The sequence below is a fragment of the Franconibacter helveticus LMG 23732 genome (genome assembly GCF_000463115.2).
GTDB classification, from domain to species: domain Bacteria; phylum Pseudomonadota; class Gammaproteobacteria; order Enterobacterales; family Enterobacteriaceae; genus Franconibacter; species Franconibacter helveticus.
In genome coordinates, this window is sequence record NZ_AWFX01000042.1 from 259,984 (window position 1) to 278,881 (window position 18,898).

Annotated in this window: 14 protein-coding genes and 2 tRNA genes; 11 read left to right on the forward strand and 5 right to left on the reverse strand. The window is 58.2% G+C overall.

Annotated features, from left to right (window positions below):
* The first annotated feature begins 807 nt into the window (after nt 1-807).
* The 9 genes from glgS (at nt 808) to DW56_RS11515 (ending at nt 12,347) form a co-directional block, all read left to right on the forward strand.
* A complete protein-coding gene (glgS, locus tag DW56_RS11470; RefSeq protein ID WP_024554948.1) occupies nt 808-1,029 on the forward strand; it encodes a cell surface composition regulator GlgS in 222 nt (73 codons plus the stop codon).
* A 197-nt stretch (nt 1,030-1,226) separates the two neighbouring features.
* Nucleotides 1,227-1,772, forward strand: coding sequence for an electron transport protein HydN (gene hydN, locus DW56_RS11475; RefSeq protein ID WP_024554947.1), 546 nt, complete (start codon nt 1,227-1,229; stop codon nt 1,770-1,772).
* 36 nt (nt 1,773-1,808) lie between these two features.
* Nucleotides 1,809-3,959, forward strand: a complete 2,151-nt coding sequence (fdhF, locus tag DW56_RS11480) for a formate dehydrogenase subunit alpha (protein ID WP_024554946.1) — start codon at nt 1,809-1,811, stop codon at nt 3,957-3,959.
* Nucleotides 3,960-4,012: 53 nt separating this feature from the next.
* A complete protein-coding gene (gene hypF, locus DW56_RS11485) occupies nt 4,013-6,235 on the forward strand; it encodes a carbamoyltransferase HypF (protein ID WP_024562128.1) in 2,223 nt (740 codons plus the stop codon).
* 17 nt (nt 6,236-6,252) lie between these two features.
* Nucleotides 6,253-7,275, forward strand: a complete 1,023-nt coding sequence (locus DW56_RS11490) for a HoxN/HupN/NixA family nickel/cobalt transporter (RefSeq protein ID WP_024552210.1) — start codon at nt 6,253-6,255, stop codon at nt 7,273-7,275.
* Nucleotides 7,276-7,441: 166 nt separating this feature from the next.
* Nucleotides 7,442-9,589 (forward strand): formate dehydrogenase subunit alpha, encoded by a 2,148-nt coding sequence (fdhF, locus tag DW56_RS11500; protein ID WP_081711361.1) that lies wholly within the window; start codon nt 7,442-7,444, stop codon nt 9,587-9,589.
* Between the two features lie 156 nt (nt 9,590-9,745).
* Nucleotides 9,746-10,213 (forward strand): MarR family transcriptional regulator, encoded by a 468-nt coding sequence (locus DW56_RS11505; protein WP_024552213.1) that lies wholly within the window; start codon nt 9,746-9,748, stop codon nt 10,211-10,213.
* A gap of 6 nt (nt 10,214-10,219) precedes the next feature.
* Nucleotides 10,220-11,287, forward strand: coding sequence for an HlyD family secretion protein (locus DW56_RS11510; RefSeq protein ID WP_024552214.1), 1,068 nt, complete (start codon nt 10,220-10,222; stop codon nt 11,285-11,287).
* Nucleotides 11,277-12,347, forward strand: coding sequence for a DUF2955 domain-containing protein (locus DW56_RS11515; RefSeq protein ID WP_024552215.1), 1,071 nt, complete (start codon nt 11,277-11,279; stop codon nt 12,345-12,347). Before DW56_RS11510 ends, DW56_RS11515 begins: the two co-directional genes overlap by 11 nt.
* Nucleotides 12,348-12,508: 161 nt before the next feature.
* Here DW56_RS11515 and DW56_RS11520 read toward each other — a convergent pair.
* The 3 genes from DW56_RS11520 to mdtK form a co-directional block, all read right to left on the reverse strand.
* A tRNA-Val gene (locus DW56_RS11520) sits at nt 12,509-12,585 on the reverse strand.
* Between the two features lie 10 nt (nt 12,586-12,595).
* Nucleotides 12,596-12,672 (reverse strand) — tRNA-Val (locus DW56_RS11525).
* 257 nt (nt 12,673-12,929) lie between these two features.
* Complete coding sequence (mdtK, locus tag DW56_RS11530; protein ID WP_024552216.1) at nt 12,930-14,303, reverse strand: MdtK family multidrug efflux MATE transporter; 1,374 nt, start codon at nt 14,301-14,303, stop codon at nt 12,930-12,932.
* A 236-nt stretch (nt 14,304-14,539) separates the two neighbouring features.
* Here mdtK and DW56_RS11535 point away from each other — a divergent pair, with 236 nt between their 5' ends.
* Nucleotides 14,540-15,190, forward strand: a complete 651-nt coding sequence (locus DW56_RS11535) for a riboflavin synthase (RefSeq protein WP_024552217.1) — start codon at nt 14,540-14,542, stop codon at nt 15,188-15,190.
* A gap of 47 nt (nt 15,191-15,237) precedes the next feature.
* Here DW56_RS11535 and cfa read toward each other — a convergent pair whose 3' ends face one another.
* A complete protein-coding gene (cfa, locus tag DW56_RS11540) occupies nt 15,238-16,386 on the reverse strand; it encodes a cyclopropane fatty acyl phospholipid synthase (RefSeq protein ID WP_024552218.1) in 1,149 nt (382 codons plus the stop codon).
* A gap of 297 nt (nt 16,387-16,683) precedes the next feature.
* Entirely contained in the window at nt 16,684-17,874 is a 1,191-nt protein-coding gene (gene punC, locus DW56_RS11545; protein ID WP_024552219.1) for a purine nucleoside transporter PunC, read from the reverse strand.
* 107 nt (nt 17,875-17,981) lie between these two features.
* On the opposite strand from punC, the gene punR reads away from it, so the two are divergent.
* Entirely contained in the window at nt 17,982-18,893 is a 912-nt protein-coding gene (punR, locus tag DW56_RS11550) for a DNA-binding transcriptional activator PunR (RefSeq protein WP_024552220.1), read from the forward strand.
* Nucleotides 18,894-18,898 lie beyond the last annotated feature (5 nt).

The window sequence follows — 18,898 nt, forward strand, 5'->3', positions numbered from 1 at the left end:
CCAAGCCGGAAGGTCTGCCCCGGAGGGGTCGATTTTGCGAGCCGGGAGCCGGGATTGTTAAGGGGGCGGCGGCGAGCCCCCTTAACACGTTCGCCTGAAGGAAGGGTACATATAAAAACAACGCCTTAGCGAACGGAACCTTTCTCCACCCTCATATAGAGCCGAACAGCAGCCCCACGGCGAACGGAACAATCCACCAACCCTTCACCTTTCCAGCCAGAACTTCAGGTTAAGTAAAACACGCACATCGCAGCGAAATTTGGGTCCGGCCTCAAAATCGCCTCAGCTTTTTCACGGTGGCCGGGGCGCACCGGCTGGACCCGGTGCGAGGGCATGTCGGCACAGGGACGTGCCGTCATGCCCGACCCGAAGCCAGCGGGGAAAAGATGAGGTTTCCCGCTTCAGCGGGCGATTTTGCGAGCCGGGAGCCGGGGTTGCCAGGGGGCTGGCGGCGAAGCCCCCTGGCACGTTCGCGTGAGAAAAGCTGACATATAAAGACAACGCCATGGCGAACGGAACCTTTCACCACCCTCATATAGAGCCGAACAGCAGCCCCCACGGCGAACGGAACCTTTCACCTCCTCACATAACTCCAACCAACAGCCGCTCCGGCGAACGTACCCGGGCAGCGCCTGCCAGCCCAAAACCGCGGCTCCGCTGACTCACCCCTTTCATCACGGCCACACTTTTGTGCGATGGCGCGCCTCGCAGAAGTGTCCGAAACTGCCACACCTGACCAGGAATTGTCCGAATAAAAAAAGACGCCGCGCGCTTCGTATACAGTTGAAGGAGTGGAGGGAGAAACTGATGAACAGACAAGATATCTATTCGTTAACCAACTTTGATTTTCTGGCTAGCAGTTTTGCCCGTATGAACGGACAAGGACGACACATTGATATTCGCGCCGTCACCGGAAATATGAGCAAGGAGCAATCCGCCTGGTTTATAGAACGCTACAATTTCTACCGCACGCAGGGGCAGATGAAGGCAATGAAAGCCGCCCAGGCAGAAGCAGAAATGTGGGCGTAACGTAGAGTAAAAAACGTCGAAGCGGGTCTCAGAGCCCGCTTTTTTGTTGCCTGCCCGCCGTCATTTTCCTCGTCATAAGTGTCGATGACACGCATCAATAATTACCCCGCCTCCTGAATATCTATATATATCAGTTAATTAAAAACTGGCATGGATTATGTATACCTGCAAGCGTTAATCCACAGCCGGAGACTATGATGAACCGCTTCATCATTGCTGATTCAAGTAAGTGTATTGGATGCCGCACCTGCGAGGTGGCGTGCGTCGTCTCTCATCAGCCGGAACAGAGCTGCGCCGCGCTCACGCCGCAAACCTTCCTGCCGCGCATTCACGTTATTAAAGGCGTGAATGTCTCTACCGCCACGATGTGCCGACAGTGCGAGGACGCCCCTTGCGCCAACGTCTGCCCCAACGGCGCCATCAGCCGCGACGACGATTTCGTTCACGTTCACCAGCAGCGCTGTATCGGCTGCAAAACCTGCGTCGTCGCCTGCCCGTATGGCGCGATGGAGGTGGTGGTTCGCCCCGTGGTGCGCAACAGCGGCGCGGGCGTGAAGGTGCTGGCGGAAAAAGCGGAAGCCAATAAATGCGACCTGTGCCATCACCGGGAAGAGGGCCCCGCCTGCATTCAGGCCTGCCCAACCAACGCCATTCTCTGCGTCGATCGCAATAAGCTCGCGCAACTCAGCGCCGAGCGCCGCCGCCGCGCCGCGCTGGATGGCTTCAATCACCTGGCTTTCTAAGCCGCTGACTTTCACCTTTTAACAGGTCTGTTACTGATGAAAAAAATCACCAGCGTTTGTCCGTACTGCGGTGCGGGCTGCAAACTGAAACTTGTCGTTGACGGCAACAAAATCGTGCGCGCTGAAGCCGCGCCAGGCGTCACCAATGAAAACCAGCTCTGCCTTAAAGGGTATTACGGATGGGATTTCCTCAACGATACCCGGCTGCTGACGCCGCGGCTGACCCGGCCAATGATCCGCTATGAAAAAGGCGGCAAGCTGCAACCTGTCTCCTGGGATGAGGCGATTCACTACACCGCGAAGCGCCTTGCGGAGATCAAAGCGGAATATGGCCCGGGCGCCATTATGACCACTGGCTCGTCACGCGGCACCGGCAACGAAACTAACTACGTAATGCAAAAGTTTGCCCGCGCGGTGATTAACACCAATAACGTCGACTGCTGCGCCCGCGTCTGCCACGGCCCTTCGGTGGCCGGGCTACAGGCGACGCTGGGCAACGGCGCCATGAGCAACTCCATCAGCGATATCGAAAACTCAAAATGCTTGCTGGTGTTTGGCTACAACTGCGCCGATTCCCACCCGATTGTGGCGCGCCGGGTGCTGAAAGCGAAACAGAACGGGGCAAAAATCATTGTTTGCGACCCGCGCAAAATCGAGACCGCACGCATTGCCGACCAGCATTTGCAGCTAAAAAACGGCAGCAATATGGCGCTGGTCAACGCCTTTGGCTATGTGCTGCTGGAAGAAGAGCTGTACGACAAAGAATATGTGGCGCGCTACGCCGAAGGGCTGGAAGCGTACCGCGAGGCGGTGAAAGACTACGCGCCGGAAGCGGTAGCGCACCTTACCGGGCTGGATGCCCGGCAGATCCGCCAGGCGATGCGAACGTATGCCGCCGCGCCTTCCGCCACCATCATGTGGGGCATGGGGGTAACCCAGTTCGGCCAGGCGGTTGATGTGGTAAAAGGGCTGGCAAGCCTTGCTCTGCTGACCGGCAACCTCGGGCGCGAGCATGTCGGCGTCGGCCCGGTGCGCGGCCAGAACAACGTGCAGGGCGCCTGCGACATGGGCGTGCTGCCCGATTTCTTCCCGGGCTACCAGAAAGTGACCGACCCGCAAACGCGGGAAAAATTCGCCCGCGCCTGGGGCATTGATCCTGCCGCCATGGATGACCAAATCGGCGTGCGTATTACCGAAGTGCCGCATCTGGCGCTACAGGGCAAAGTGAAAGCGTATTACATCATGGGAGAAGATCCGCTACAGACCGAAGCGGATCTCAGCCTGGTGCGCGAGGGCTTCGCAGCGCTCGACTTCGTGGTGGTGCAGGACATCTTTATGACCAAAACCGCGGAAGCGGCGGACGTCTTGCTGCCCGCTACCGCCTGGGGCGAGCATGGCGGCGTCTTTACCTGCGCCGACCGCGGCTTTCAGCGTTTTGAAAAGGCGGTGGAGGCAAAGGGCGATGTGAAGCGCGACTGGGAGATAATCAGCCTTATCGCCAGCGCGATGGGCTACCCGATGCAGTACGACTCAAACCAGCAGATCTGGGATGAGATGCGCGAACTGTGCCCGCTTTTTTACGGCGCAACCTGGGAAAAAATGGGCGAGATGGGCCATGTGCAGTGGCCGTGCCCGACCCTTGACCACCCCGGCACCCCTTATCTTTACCAGGACAACCGCTTCGCCACGCCAGACGGCAAAGGCCAGCTCTTTGCCGCTCCATGGCGCGCGCCCGCCGAGCGGCCTGACAGCGCTTACCCGCTGGTGCTTTGCACGGTGCGCGAAGTAGGCCACTACTCCTGCCGCTCGATGACCGGCAACTGCGCGGCGCTGCAAACGCTGGCCGACGAACCCGGCTTCGTGCAGATGCACCCGCAGGACGCGGAAAAGCTCGGCGTGCAGGATCGCCAACTGGTGTGGGTCAGTTCGCGGCGCGGGAAAGTGATAAGCCGTGCGGAACTGAACGAACGCATTAACCCCGGCGCGGTTTACATGACCTACCAGTGGTGGATTGGCGCCTGCAACGAGCTGACGCAGGACAATCTTGACCCCATCTCCGGCACGCCGGAAACCAAATACTGCGCGGTGAAGGTAGAGGCCATCGCCGACCAGCGCGACGCGGAAAGTTTTGTGCAAACCACTTACAGCGGCATGAAAACCCGCCTGCGGGAGACCATCGGCGCGTAAGTGTTTCCTGATAGCGCGGGCCGCGTTGGTCCGCGCCTTTTTTTGACGACAAAATGAACAGCAACGGCACAAGTTTACATATTCAGGGCAGGGTGCAGGGGGTCGGGTTCCGGCCCTTTGTCTGGCAACTTGCCCGCAAGCTTAACCTGACGGGCGATGTCTGCAACGATGCCGCGGGCGTTGAGGTGCGCCTTGCAGGGAAAGAGGGGGCGTTTATCGCCGCGCTTTTCGCCCACTGTCCGCCGCTGGCGCGCATCGACAGCGTGCAGGCGCGCGCTTTCCACTGGCCGCAACCGCCGCAGGGCTTCACGATCCGCCCGAGCGCGGGGGGCGCGATGCAAACGCATATCGTGCCTGACGCGGCGACCTGTCCTGACTGCCTGCGCGAGCTGAATGATCCTTCTGACCGGCGCTACCGTTACCCGTTTCTTAACTGCACCCACTGCGGACCGCGCTTTACCATTATTCGCGCCATGCCCTATGACCGCCCGCTTACCGCCATGGCGGGCTTTTCCCTTTGCCCTGATTGCCGCAGCGAGTACATCGACCCGGCTGACCGGCGTTTTCACGCCCAGCCGGTGGCCTGCCCGCAGTGCGGGCCGCAGCTTGCCTGGCAGGCAGGTGAAGAGCGCGCGGTAAAAGAGGCTGCGTTGCAGGCCGCCGTCGCGATGCTAAAAGCCGGAAAGATTGTCGCCATAAAGGGCATTGGCGGTTTTCATCTTGCCTGCGACGCGCAAAACCCGCAGGCGGTGGCGCGACTGCGCGAGCGCAAGCGCCGCCCGACAAAGCCGCTGGCGGTGATGCTGCCGGACGCCGCCGGCCTGGCACCTGCGCTTAGCGCGCGGCTTGGCGCGACCAGCGCCCCCATCGTGCTGGCGCGCAAACGCGGTTTGCCTGCCCTGTGCGACGCCATTGCGCCGGGGCTGAGCGAGGTGGGGGTGATGCTGCCCGCTAACCCGCTGCAACACCTGTTGATGCAGGCGACGGCGCGCCCGCTGGTGATGACATCCGGCAACCTCAACGGCTTGCCGCCCGCGCTGAGCAATGAACAGGCGCTTGCCGAACTGGCGACAATAGCGGACGGCTTTTTACTGCATAACCGCGACATTCTCCAGCGGATGGATGACTCGGTGATGCGCGCTGACGGCGAAATGCTGCGCCGCGCCAGGGGCTTTGTGCCCGACGCCATGGCGCTGCCGCCGGGATTTGGCGCTGCGCCGCCGCTGCTCTGCCTGGGAGCGGATCTGAAAAACACCTTTTGCCTGGTGCGCGGCGGCGAAGCGGTGCTCAGCCAGCATCTGGGGGATCTGCGCGAAGAGGGCGTTGAAGCGCAGTGGCGTCAGGCGCTGCGCACGTTGAGCGACATCTATGATTTTCACCCGCAGCGCATTATCGCCGACGCGCACCCGGGGTATCGCACCACGCAGCTTGCCGAAACCATGGCGCTACCCGTGACGCGAGTTCTGCATCACCACGCCCATATTGCCGCCTGCCTTGCGGAACACCGCTGGCCGCTGAACGGCGGGCCGGTTATCGGGCTTGCGCTGGACGGCATCGGCATGGGGACGAATGGCGAGTTGTGGGGCGGGGAGTGCTTGCAGGCGGATTACCGCCAGTGCCAGCGGCTGGGCGGCCTGCCCGCCGTCGCGCTGCCGGGGGGCGACCTTGCGGCTCGCCAGCCCTGGCGCAACCTGCTGGCGCAGTTTCTTGCTTTCGCGCCCGGCTGGCAGAGTTTGCCGGAAGCCGCGGCAGTGCTGAATAAGCCCTGGCAGCCGCTGGCGCGCGCGGTCGCGCGCGGGGTGAACGCGCCGCTTGCCTCTTCCGCCGGACGGTTATTCGACGCTGTCGCCGCTGCGCTGGGTTGTGTGGAGGAGGCGCAAAGCTATGAAGGCGAAGCCGCCTGTCGGCTTGAAGCGCTGGCGGAGCAGGGCGGCGCGGTCGCGCACCCGGTGACGCTGCCGCTGCGCGACGGGAAGCCGGACATGGCCGCTTTCTGGGCGCAGTGGTTGCGCTTCAGGGCGCCCGCTTCGGCGCGCGCCTGGGCGTTTCATGACGCGCTGGCGCAGGGGCTGGCCGCGCTTGCCCGCCACCATGCGCAGGCGCAAAACATTTCCGTTATCGCCTGCGGCGGCGGCGTGCTGCACAACCAGCTGCTGCGCGCGCGCCTGCGCCATTACCTGCACGATTTTACGCTGCTGTTGCCGCATACGCTGCCTGCCGGCGACGGCGCGATAGCTTTCGGCCAGGCGGTGATTGCCGCCGCCGCCTTTTCTTAACTCACAGGATAGCTTCGATGTTCAGAACACTGTTAAGCAGTAACCCCCGCGCGCTTGCGCTATTCAGCGCGCTGATTTTCGCCAACCTCGCCGCCTGGGGCTGGGCGTTTTTGGCGTTTCACCAGAGCCCGGCGCTGATGGCGGCCAGTCTGCTCGCCTGGTGCTACGGCCTGCGCCACGCGGTAGATGCCGATCATATCGCCGCGATCGATAACGTGACCCGCAAAATGATGCAGCGGGGCCAGCGGCCATTTGGAGTGGGCGCCTGGTTCTCGCTCGGCCATTCCAGCATCGTGGTGCTGGCTTCCATCGCCATCGCTGCGACGGCCGCCGCCATAAAAGAGGATCTGGCCTGGTTTCACGATGCAGGCGGCACCATCGGCACGGCGGTTTCCGCTCTGTTTCTGCTGGCGATGGCGCTGGCGAATTTCATTATTTTGCGCGGCGTCTGGCGCAATTTCCGCAGGCTCAAACGCGGCGAGGCGCTGGATAAAAACGATGACGCGGCGACAGGCGGCGGCGCCATGAGCTGGCTGTTCCGTTCGGTTTTTCGTCTGGTTGGCAAAAGCTGGCATATGTATCTGGTGGGCTTTTTGTTCGGGCTTGGGTTCGACACCGCAACGGAAATCGGCGTGCTGGGCATCTCCGCCGCCAGCGCCACTCACGGGATGTCGATATGGTCGATCCTGGTGTTCCCTGCGCTCTTTACCAGCGGCATGGCGCTTATCGACACCCTCGACAATTTTATTATGGTCGGCGCTTACGGCTGGGCCTTCAATAAGCCGCAGCGCAAGCTCTATTACAACATGACGATTACCGGCACGTCGGTGGTGGTGGCGCTGTTTATCGGCGGACTGGAAGCGCTGGGGCTGCTGATGGACAAGTTTTCGCTTTCCGGCGGTCTGTGGCGCTGGGTGGAAGGGGTGAACGACAACCTCGGCGACGCGGGGTTTGTCGTCGTCGGACTGTTTCTTCTCTGCTGGCTGCTGTCGTTTGTTAATTATCGCCTGAAAGGCTACGACGCCCTGGTGGTCAGTTAAGGCTTCGACACGTCACTTTTGACGAAACGCGCGCAGCCGACAGCCGTTTAAGCCTGCCAGCCGCATGATTCAGGCTTACCGGGAGCTGGCATGGTTTCTGCATTAACGCATTCTGATAAGCGGGTCGACAGGCCCGCAGAGTAGTTAGTTAACAGGAGCACTACGGATGAAGAAAGTCGTCACGGTTTGCCCCTATTGCGCGTCGGGTTGCAAAATCAACCTGATCGTCGAAAACGGCAAAGTCGTTAAGGCGCAAGCGGCAATGGGCAAAACCAATCAGGGGGATTTATGCCTGAAAGGGTATTACGGCTGGGATTTTATTAACGATACCCAGATCCTCACCCCGCGCCTGAAAACGCCGATGATCCGTCGCCAGCGCGGCGGCAAGCTGGAAGCGGTGAGCTGGGATGAAGCGCTTAATTACGTGGCGGAAAAGCTCGGCGCTATCAAAGCGAAATATGGCCCGGACGCGATCATGACCACCGGGTCGTCGCGCGGCACCGGCAATGAAACCAACTATGTCATGCAAAAATTTGCCCGCGCGGTGATCGGCACCAATAACGTCGATTGTTGCGCGCGCGTCTGACACGGCCCCTCGGTTGCAGGTCTGCACCAGTCGGTCGGTAACGGCGCCATGAGCAACTCCATCGTTGGCATTGAAAATACCGATTTAGTTTTTGTTTTTGGTTACAACCCGGCGGATTCGCACCCTATCGTCGCCAATCGCGTAATTAAAGCGAAGAAAAACGGCGCGAAGATTATTGTTTGCGACCCGCGCAAAATTGAGACCGCGCGCATTGCGGATATGCATCTGGCGCTTAACAACGGGTCGAACATCGCGCTGTTAAATGCCATGGGCCATGTGATTGTGGAAGAAGATCTCTACGACCACGCCTTTGTCGCTTCGCGTACGGAAGGGTTTGAGGAGTATTGCAAAATCGTTGAAGGCTATACGCCGGAATCCGTTGAGAGCATCACCGGCGTTAGCGCGGCGCAAATTCGCCAGGCGGCGCGGCTGTACGCGCAGGCGAAGAGCGCGGCAATCCTCTGGGGCATGGGCGTAACCCAGTTCTACCAGGGGGTGGAGACGGTGCGCTCGTTGACAAGCCTTGCGCTGCTCACCGGCAATCTTGGCAAATCGAGCGCGGGGGTAAACCCGGTGCGCGGCCAGAACAACGTCCAGGGCGCGTGCGACATGGGCGCATTGCCGGACACCTACCCGGGCTACCAGTATGTCAACGTGCCTGAGCATCGCGAGAAATTCGCGAAGGCCTGGGGCGTGGCGTCGTTGCCTGCCCATACCGGCTATCGCATCAGCGAACTGCCGCACCGGGTGGCGCACGGCGAAGTGCGCGCCGCTTACATCATGGGCGAAGATCCGCTGCAAACCGATGCCGAGCTTTCGGCGGTGCGCAACGCCTTTGACGCGCTGGAGCTGGTTATCGTGCAGGATATCTTTATGACCAAAACCGCGTCGGCGGCGGACGTTATTCTGCCTTCCACCTCCTGGGGCGAGCATGAAGGGGTTTATACGGCGGCGGATCGCGGCTTCCAGCGTTTCTTTAAAGCGGTGGAGCCGAAGTGGGATCTCAAGACTGACTGGCAGATCATAAGCGAAATCGCCACCCGCATGGGCTACCCGATGCATTACGACAATACGCAGGCGATCTGGGACGAGCTGCGTCATCTTTGTCCCGATTTCTACGGCGCCACTTACGAAAAAATGGGGGAGCTTGGCTATATTCAGTGGCCTTGTCGCGATGAGTCGCAGGCGGACCAGGGAACGGATTTCCTGTTTGAAAAGGAATTCTCGACCCCGAACGGCCTTGGGCAATTCTTCACCTGCGACTGGGCGCCGCCCATTGACCGGGTGACGGAAGAGTACCCGCTGGTGCTCTCCACGGTGCGCGAAGTCGGGCACTATTCCTGCCGCTCGATGACGGGCAACTGTGCGGCGCTGGCTGCGCTCGCCGATGAACCGGGCTATGCGCAGATCAACACCGCCGACGCGAAGCGTCTGGGCATTGAGGATGAGGCGCTGGTGTGGGTGGTGTCGCGCAAGGGCAAAGTCATTACCCGCGCGCAGGTCAGCGACCGGCCTAATAAAGGCGCGGTTTACATGACCTACCAGTGGTGGATTGGCGCCTGCAACGAGCTGGTGGCGGAGAATTTAAGCCCGATCACTAAAACCCCGGAGTACAAGTACTGCGCCGTGCGGGTGGAGGCGATAGCCGACCAGCGAAGCGCCGAACAGTATGTGATTGACGAGTACAACAAGCTGAAAACCCGCCTGCGGGAAACCGCGCTCGGGTAACGCTTCACCATAAAATCCCCCGCGAGGGGGATTTTCTCTTCCGCCTGCCTGAAAATTCCGCCTGCCTTTTTACAATCCATGCTTTTATCGCTGGCGTTTCTTGATACTTACCCTGATAAGCTTTATGTTTCCTGCCCGCTTACCGGAGGGAAAACCATGACTGAAGACGAACGCTTCGCCAGCAGGCCGATGGGCATGCGTATGGCGATGATTGTGCGCCAGTGGCGCGCCACCATCGATCATGCCATTACCGACACCGGCCTGACGCAGTCGAGCTGGACGGTGCTGATGCAGCTTTATCAGTTGGGTAATAACGTCTCGGTAAGCGAACTGGCGGCCGTGCAGGGCATTGAATTGCCGCCGCTGATGCGCACCCTGACTCAGCTGGAAAATCAGGGGTACCTGCTGCGCAACACATCGCCTTACGACAAGCGCTGCCGCCTGCTGACGCTGACTCCGGAAGGGGAAGTCGTGCTGGCCAGGCTTAACCAGGTTATTGAAACCTATCAGGCTCGCGTGTCGCAAAACATCCCCGCGCTGGATATGGAAACGTTCAGCGAAACCTTAAATCACATCGCGCGCAATCTGCGGACGATTCGCGAAGAAGACAACCATAACAATTAAACAACCATGATGACTCCGGAACAAAAATTTGCCCGCTGGGTAAGGGTGAGTATTGCCACTTTTTTACTGATGTTTGTCTATTTTATCCTGGCGGATATCTGGATCCCGCTCACGCCGGATTCAACAGTGATGCGGGTAGTGACGCCTGTCTCTTCACGTGTATCGGGCTATGTTGCCGCTGTGCATGTGCATAACAACAGCGCGGTGAAGAAAGGCGATTTGCTGTTCGAACTGGATCCGGCGCCTTTTCTTAACCAGGTGCAGGGCGCGCAAATCGCTTTGCAGCAGGCGCAACTGACCAACCAGCAGCTGGACGCGCAAATTTTAGCCGCGCAGGCGAGCCTCAAAACCGCGCAGCTTACCGCGCATAACGACAAAGTGACCTTTGACCGCTACCTGCGCTTAAGCGGCCAGCAAAACGTCTCGCAACAGGATCTCGACAAAACCCGTACTACCTGGCAGACCAGCGAGCAGGCGGTACAGGAGCTGGCGGCGAAGATCCGTGAGCTGACGATTGAGCGCGGCGAGCGTGACGACAGCCGCAACGTGACTCTGCAAAAATACCGTAATCAGCTGGAGGAAGCGCAGCTTAACCTCGGCTGGACGAAGATCCGCGCCGAAGCCGACGGCACGGTCAGTAACGTGCAGCTAAGCCCGGGCTGGTACGCCTCCGCCGGCTCGCCCGCGCTGGCGCTGGTCAGCAACCAAACGGATATCGTGGCCGACTTCCGTGAAAAAAGCCTGCGCCATACGACCAATGGCACCGATGCCGCCGTGGTATTCGATGCGCTGCCGGGCCATGTGTTTCACGCACATGTTGTCAGCCACGACGCCGGGATTTTAGCCGGGCAGGAGGCGGTCAACGGCCAGCTTTCGCAGCCGGAAGTCTCTAACCGCTGGGTGCGCGACGCGCAGCGCATGCGCATTCATGTGGCGCTTGATGAACCGCTGCCGAAATCTCTGCCCACTGGCGCGCGCGCCACGGTTCAGCTCTATAACAGCGAAGGGCCGTTTGCCCGTTTCTTCTCCGGGCTGCAAATCCGTCTGGTGAGCCTGCTGCATTATGTCTATTAATACGCTGGCGCGGGTTTTTACCCCTCACGACAATATTGTTTTTACGGCCAATGATTTTCGCCAGACGCTGCGCATTGTTGTGGCGGGCGTAATGGCGCTGAGTCTGTCGAGCTTTTATAACGTGCAGTATGGCGTCTTTTTTGTGGTCTATCCGATCATGCTGCTCTCGCTGGTGCCGGTATTTAACCGCCACGTAGCGAAGCAGTTTATCTTCAGCGCGGCCATTAATTGCGTGGAGATGGTGCTGATTATCGGTTGGCTTTCGCAGTGGCCGCTAATCATGACGGGCGTTGTCTTTGCGCTTTACGTTATGCGCTTTCGTTTCATGAGCAAAGGGCCGTTGTTTCTTTTCGGCTCGATGGGCGTCGTGTGCCAGAGCACAATGCTTAACTTTATGAGCTACCCGACCAACGACTGGCATACCTTGCTGTTTTCGAACATGGAAGCCAGCGTGCTGGCGGTTTGCCTGAGCGCACTGATGCATTATTTGCTGTCGGATGTTGAGCCGCGAGGCCGCCCGCCGCTAATAGAAAAAGATGCGGCCCGGGTGCGCCATGAGTCGCTGCTTTCCGGTACGGTGGCGACGCTCAATTTTGTCGTATTTCAGATGTGCGACCTGAGCGATTCGCTTTCGGCGCTCATGGCGGGCATCCTCATTCTCTTTCCAATGAGCTACCGCGGCGCGGTGCTAAGCTCAATCTGGCGCGTAGTGGGGGTGGTGCTGGGGTGCCTTTATATTCTGGTGGTGCAACTGGTGCTGTACGACCACAGCAGCCATATGCTGTTGATGATGCCGCTTATCGCGCTGGGTTTTGCGTTCAGCGCCCGTCTGCACGTGATGGAAAAAGTGGGCGCGGGCGTTGGGTTTTCCTGCATTACCACGCTGGGCATTATGTTCGGCCAGAATATGCATCCGGATAAAGACCTGGTGTTCAGCGATCTGTATCGCATCAGCTCTGTGACGGTCTCGCTGCTGATAACCCTGACGATGGTTTTTCTGGTGCACCTTATCCTTAACCGCTTTGCCGCAACGCGCTATGTAGTGGAACAAAGCAAGTAAGGTTCTCGTTTAGCCCGGCCACTGCGCCGGGTTTTTTATTGCCGCAAAACCGCAAGCTTACAGGCATCTTGTGACCGACAGGGAACGGAGGAACTGAATGCACAGGTTTGAGTGAAAAACAGAAATATGGCGAGAGAAAGCAGAGAGTACTACCTGTGATTTGGTGCGTCCGAGTGGACTCGAACCACCGACCCCCACCATGTCAAGGTGGTGCTCTAACCAACTGAGCTACGGACGCACTAAAGAGATGGTGCGTTCAATTGGACTCGAACCAACGACCCCCACCATGTCAAGGTGGTGCTCTAACCAACTGAGCTATGAACGCATTACTGTGTGACAGCGGGGACGAATATTAACGGCAGGCCCGGCGGCTGGCAAGAGCAAAAGGGTAATTTTTCAGGAGATTTAGCGCGATTGCCGCGTAAGTGCGCAGAATGGCGAGAAAGCGATCGGATTATGGCGGCTAAAGGATTGGTTAAAGAGGCGAGCATAGCGCTTCGCCCCTTTTTATAGTCACGCCTGCGAAAAATGGGCTACCTGTTGCTGACTGACGGGCAACCCGGCTGCCCGTCATCAGTACCGTTATCTCGCCGCGCGGTGCAGGATCACCGAGGAAGGCTGATGCTGTAGATAACGCATTCGCCACAACATCATAATGGCCGCGCTCGTCAGGCCGATGATAAAACCGGTCCAGAAGCCCGCAGGCCCCATCGGTTCTACAACCCAGTCCGTTAACGCCAGAATGTAGCCGCTCGGCAACCCCAGCACCCAGTAGGCGATAAAGGTGATAAAGAAAATGGAACGCGTATCTTTATAACCCCTCAGCACGCCGCTGCCGATCACCTGAATAGAGTCGGAAATCTGGTACACCGCCGCCAGCAACATCAGGAATGAGGCCAGCGCCACTACTTCAGGGTTGTCGTTATAGAGCAGGGCAATATGTTTGCGCATCACCACGGTAAAGATAGCCGTGATCACCGCCATACAGACGCCCACGGCAATACCGGTCCACGCAGAGGTTTGCGCGTCCAGCGTCGAGCCCTGGCCTAAGCGATAGCCCACGCGAATAGTAACAGCCGCCGCCAGCGACATCGGTAAAACGAACATCAGCGAGCTGAAATTAAGGGCAATCTGGTGTCCCGCCACATCGACAATGCCGAGCGGGGAGACCAGCAGCGCCACAACAGCAAAGAGGGTGACTTCGAAAAAGAGCGCCAGCGCGATGGGCAGTCCGAGCTGGGTCAGACGTTTTATCACCGCCCAGTCTGGCTTACCAAAATGCTGCGCATGTTGAATATCGCGCATCGCGTGAGCGCGTTTGACATAAAAAAGCATGCTGAAAAACATCACCCAGTACACTGAGGCCGTCGCCACGCCGCAGCCGATACCGCCCAGTTCCGGCATGCCAAAATGGCCATAGATAAAGATATAGTTCACCGGAATGTTAACCAGCAGGCCGATAAACCCCATCACCATGCCGGGTTTGGTTCTCGCCAGCCCCTCGCACTGGTTGCGCGCCACCTGAAAGAAAAGGTAGCCTGGCGCTCCCCACAGTAACGCCCGCAGATATCCCACCGCTTTATCCGCCAGCTGCGGGTCAATATTATGCATTGAATGAATGATATAGCCCGCGTTCCACAGCACGACCATCACCAGCACAGAGACCATGCCGGCAAGCCAGAAGCCCTGACGCACCTGGTGGGCGATGCGCTCGCGGCGGCCCGAACCGTTAAGTTGCGCAACCGTCGGCGTCAGCGCCAGCAGCAGGCCGTGACCAAAAAGAATGGCTGGCAACCAGATAGAGGTACCAATAGCGACGGCGGCCATGTCGGTGGCGCTGTAGCCGCCCGCCATCACCGTATCGACAAATCCCATCGCCGTCTGGGCGATTTGCGCAAGGATCACCGGGATTGCCAGTGCTAATAACTGACGCGCTTCGATGAAATACTTCTGCACGTGAACACCTGTATATTGTTGTTATTTGAAAGACAAAAAAGCCGCCTTAACTGGCAGCAGGAAGAAATTGCAGGGGAATGAGTCAGACTATTGTAGCGGGAGTTCACTATTAAGCCAGTGAAATAATGCGCTATTCCCGGCCGAGGCTGGCAACGGCAATTTCCAACTGTTATTGTGCACATTATGCAGCGGGTGGCGAAAGGCCGCCGTTTTTATCGAATTCAGGAGTGGTTAATATGTTTACAGGCATTGTGCAGGGCACCGGTAAAGTGGTTGCCATTGATGAAAAACCGAACTTTCGCACGCATATTGTGGAAATGCCGGAGGCGCTCGTTCCTGGCCTTGAAACTGGCGCGTCGGTGGCGCACAACGGCTGCTGCCTGACCGTCACGGAAATAAACGGCAACCGCGTCAGCTTCGACTTAATGAAAGAAACGCTGCGTATTACCAACCTGGGTGATTTACAGGAAGGCGATGTGGTGAACCTTGAGCGAGCCGCGAAATTCAGCGATGAAATCGGCGGCCATCTTATGTCCGGGCATATTATGACCACGGCGGAAGTCGCTAAGATCCTGACCTCAGAAAATAACCGCCAGATCTGGTTCAAATTACAGGACCCGACGCTGATGAAGTATATTCTGCACAAAGGCTTTATCGGCGTAGACGGCATTAGCCTGACGGTAGGGGAAGTAACAGCCACCCGGTTCTGCGTTTATTTAATTCCGGAAACGCTGCAACGCACCACGCTTGGCGCTAAAAAGCTGGGGCAGCGGGTAAATATTGAAATCGATCCGCAGACTCAGGCTGTTGTTGATACGGTCGAGCGTGTGCTGGCGACCCGCGAAGCGGCAATCGCGGCGCAGTTACCGAGTGAAGAAAACAAATAAGTAAAAACTGAATAAAAATAAACCCCGGTTCCGCCGGGGTTTATTTTTTAGCGGGGAACGCGAAGTCCGTTTTCAACGCCCCGGCTGAAAACAACCTGCCAGAGTTGAATATCGCGTGCGCGAAAAGCGCCAGCGCAGGCATTCAGATAGTAAACAAACATGCGCTTAAAACGTTCAGAATAGTTATCGGCAATTTCCGGCCAGGTGTTAAGGAAGCGCTCATGCCAGGCCATCAACGTTTTATCGTAATCGGCGCCGAAATTGTGCCAGTCTTCCATCACAAAGTGAGGCTCGCTGGCGTCAGCAATTTGCCGCACCGAAGGTAAACAGCCGTTCGGGAAGATATATTTATCGATCCACGGGTCGACGTTATTATCCGTTTTACGCGAACCGATGGTGTGCAACAGGAAAATGCCGTCCGGCTTGAGGTTGCGATCGGCTACGTCAAAATAGGTTGCGTAGTTCTTCGGCCCGACATGCTCGAACATACCCACGGAAACAATGCGATCGAAGGCGTCGTTCAGGTCGCGATAATCCTGCAACAGGATGGTGACATCGAGCCCCTGGCAGCGCGCCTGCGCCATTTTCTGCTGTTCTGCTGAGATGGTCACGCCCACCACAGAAACGCCGTAATTTCGCGCGGCAAATTCCGCCAGCCCGCCCCAGCCGCAGCCAATATCCAGCAAACGCATGCCCGGCGCTAACTGCAACTTATCGCAAATCAGCTTCAGCTTATGCGTCTGGGCGTCATCCAGGTTATCCGCCTCTTTCCAGTAGCCGCAGGAATATTGCATATGCGGGTCGAGCATGCGGGTGAAAAGATCGTTGCCGAGATCGTAGTGCTCTTTACCAACGATCCACGCACGTTTTTTTGATTGCAGATTAACAAGCCGGGCGCCGAGAATGCGCAGTGTGTCCTTAAAGTGGCGCGGCAGCTGATTTTCCAGCCCGGCGCGCAGCACTTTAGTGAAAAACTGGTCGAGCCTTTCGCACTCCCACCAGCCGTCCATATAGCTTTCGCCAAGGCCCAGCGAGCCCTCCTGCAAAACGCGTTTAAAGAAATTGGGGTTGTTAACCTGTATATCAGAGGGTGCCGTGCCGTTAATGGTTATACCAGCCCGGCTAAGCATTTCGCTTGCAATGCGAAACCACTCGTTGTCCCGGATGCTGACTTCTTCTATACACGATGAACTCATAGCTTCTCCATCACCTGTGTGATCAGAACCTCCAAACAGCGTAGACGCAATTTGGGGCTTGTGAGAAATCTCGCGGAGGGATCCGCGCGCCTGATATCCGACGTAGAACAGAGGAAGGGAGGATACCCTTGCCAGAAAAGCCTTCCATAGCGAAACGGGAGCGCTCCGGCTCCCGTTACTGCATAATATTTATGAGATTTATTGCAAAGCCGCGAATCAGTATAGGCGGCAATATTTGATGATTCAACCGAATATTGTTAGCGACCTAATTACATAACAATGACACTATCGAGCGCGTTATGATGCATGCGCCTGTTGCCGTTCCGCTTCACCAGCCGCCTGACCGCGCATTTTGTAGCCCCAGCCCACCAGTAAAACGGTGCCCAGCATGACGCTGGTGGTGGAAAGCAGCGGCGCGGCGACAAGCCACGAAACCAGCAAACTGGCGATAAAACACAGGCCCAGCTGTAGCGTATTTTGTAACGCCGCCGCACGCCCTGTGGCCTGAGGGAACGGCTGCAACGCCGCCGCGACAACAATGGGATAGATAGCCCCGTTCGCCATCGCCATCAGGCAGAAGGGGATGAGCAGCATCGTCAGCGTAACGTGGCTGTAAAGTCCCACCGCCCAGGTCGCCGCCACGCTCAGCGCGAACGTTATCAACAGCCATGGCAGCAGCCGCGCGCCCTCAACGCGCTGTAGCGCGGCGCGGCAGCCATAGCCGCCAGCCAGAAAAGCGATAGTCTGCGGCACATAACTTAACCCAATTACAGCAGGGCCATAGCCCATTTCACTAAGAATAAAGGGTGAGCCGGTCAGCCAGGCGAAAAAGCTGGCGGAGCAGGCGGCATAAATCATCACATTACCGCGCCAGGCGGATGAGCGCAGCAGTACGCCGAAGCTGATTTTGTCCGCTTTTTGCCCGGCAGCTGATTTTACGGGGGGGCGCAGGCGCAACGCCGGCAGCATCAGCAATACGGTCACAGCGAACAGCACCACAAAAATTGAACGCCATTCGAAGTGGTTCAACAACCAGCTGCCCAGCAGCGGCGCCAGCGCAGGAGAGAGCCCGACCAGCGGCATAATGGTGGCGAAAACGCGGTTAACGCGATGCGCGGGATAGTAATCAGTCACCAGCGCCTGCCAGATAACCGTTGCGGCGCAAACCCCGACCGCCTGCACAAAGCGCAGCGCCAGCAGCGCCGCCGCATTTTCCACCCACAGCATGCCAAGAGAGCCGACAGCGAAAAGCGCCAGACCTGCCAGCAGCACCGGGCGACGACCGAAGCGATCCGAAAGCGGTCCCCAGAGCAACTGCGCGACGGCAAAACCTGCTAAAAACAGGCTCAGCGAAGCGCTCACCGAGGCCGCTTGCGTTTGCAGATCCTGCTGGATGGCGGCAAAAGCAGGCAGATACATATCCGTTGCCAGGAAGCCGAGCACGCTAAGACCAGCGAGCCAGGCAAGAAAAAGTTTTGAGGGCTGCATAAGTTCCTCTTATGACAATAAACTGAGGTCGCGAGTGTAAAGAGTGCAACGGGCAATGTGAAACGCTAATATTTGGTGATTGCATTCAAATATTTTGCAGGCAGAAAATGTGGTCTGAATACTCTCTGGAAGTGGTCGATGCGGTGGCGCGCAGCGGAAGTTTCAGCGCAGCGGCGCAGGAGTTGCACCGTGTGCCCTCGGCCGTCAGCTATACGGTGCGGCAACTGGAAGAGTGGCTGGCGGTCCCGCTTTTCGAGCGCCGTCACCGCGATGTGGTGCTTACCCCAGCCGGCGCCTGGTTTTTGAAAGAGGGCCGATCTGTTATCAAACAAATGATGATCACCCGACAACAATGTCAGCAGATAGCGAACGGCTGGCGCGGGCAGCTCTCCATCGCCGTGGATAATATCGTTCGACCCGAACGCGCCCGACAGCTGGTGCTGGACTTCTACCGGCACTTTAATGATGTCGAACTAAAAATTTCACAGGAAGTGTTTAACGGCGTGTGGGATGCGCTGGCGGATGAACGGGTAGAAGCGGCGATTGGCGCAACGCAGGCGATACCGGTAGGCGGACGCTACGCTTTTCGCGATATGGGTATGCTGAGCTGGCGCTGCGTGGTAGCGAGCAAACATCCGCTTGCGCAACAGAAGAGACCGCTCAGCGACGACACCTTGCGCGAATGGCCTTCGCTGGTGCTTGAAGACACGTCTCGCTCGTTGCCCAAGCGCATTACCTGGCTTCTGGACAACCAGAGGCGGGTTATCGTTCCGGACTGGCCTTCAGCAGCGGATTGCCTGAGCGCGGGGCTTTGCGTCGGTATGGTGCCCGCGCATTTTGCCCGTCCCTGGCTCAAGCGCGGCGAATGGGTGGCGCTTGAGCTTGATAATCCTTTTCCCGATGCCGCTTGTTGCCTGACGTGGCGGCAAAACGACGCTTCGCCGGCGCTGCAATGGCTGCTGGATTATCTGGGAGACAGTGAAACGCTTAACCGGGAATGGTTGCGGGAGCCGGACTGACCGGC

Excerpts from the sequence above, each read along its gene's own strand:
- glgS (WP_024554948.1), top strand. The coding sequence starts at position 808 with ATGAACAGACAAGATATCTATTCGTTAACCAACTTTGATTTTCTGGCT.
- hydN (WP_024554947.1), top strand. The coding sequence starts at position 1,227 with ATGAACCGCTTCATCATTGCTGATTCAAGTAAGTGTATTGGATGCCGC.
- fdhF (WP_024554946.1), top strand. The coding sequence starts at position 1,809 with ATGAAAAAAATCACCAGCGTTTGTCCGTACTGCGGTGCGGGCTGCAAA.
- hypF (WP_024562128.1), top strand. The coding sequence starts at position 4,013 with ATGAACAGCAACGGCACAAGTTTACATATTCAGGGCAGGGTGCAGGGG.
- DW56_RS11490 (WP_024552210.1), top strand. The coding sequence starts at position 6,253 with ATGTTCAGAACACTGTTAAGCAGTAACCCCCGCGCGCTTGCGCTATTC.
- DW56_RS11505 (WP_024552213.1), top strand. The coding sequence starts at position 9,746 with ATGACTGAAGACGAACGCTTCGCCAGCAGGCCGATGGGCATGCGTATG.
- DW56_RS11510 (WP_024552214.1), top strand. The coding sequence starts at position 10,220 with ATGATGACTCCGGAACAAAAATTTGCCCGCTGGGTAAGGGTGAGTATT.
- DW56_RS11515 (WP_024552215.1), top strand. The coding sequence starts at position 11,277 with ATGTCTATTAATACGCTGGCGCGGGTTTTTACCCCTCACGACAATATT.
- DW56_RS11535 (WP_024552217.1), top strand. The coding sequence starts at position 14,540 with ATGTTTACAGGCATTGTGCAGGGCACCGGTAAAGTGGTTGCCATTGAT.
- cfa (WP_024552218.1), bottom strand. The coding sequence starts at position 16,386 with ATGAGTTCATCGTGTATAGAAGAAGTCAGCATCCGGGACAACGAGTGG.
- punC (WP_024552219.1), bottom strand. The coding sequence starts at position 17,874 with ATGCAGCCCTCAAAACTTTTTCTTGCCTGGCTCGCTGGTCTTAGCGTG.
- punR (WP_024552220.1), top strand. The coding sequence starts at position 17,982 with ATGTGGTCTGAATACTCTCTGGAAGTGGTCGATGCGGTGGCGCGCAGC.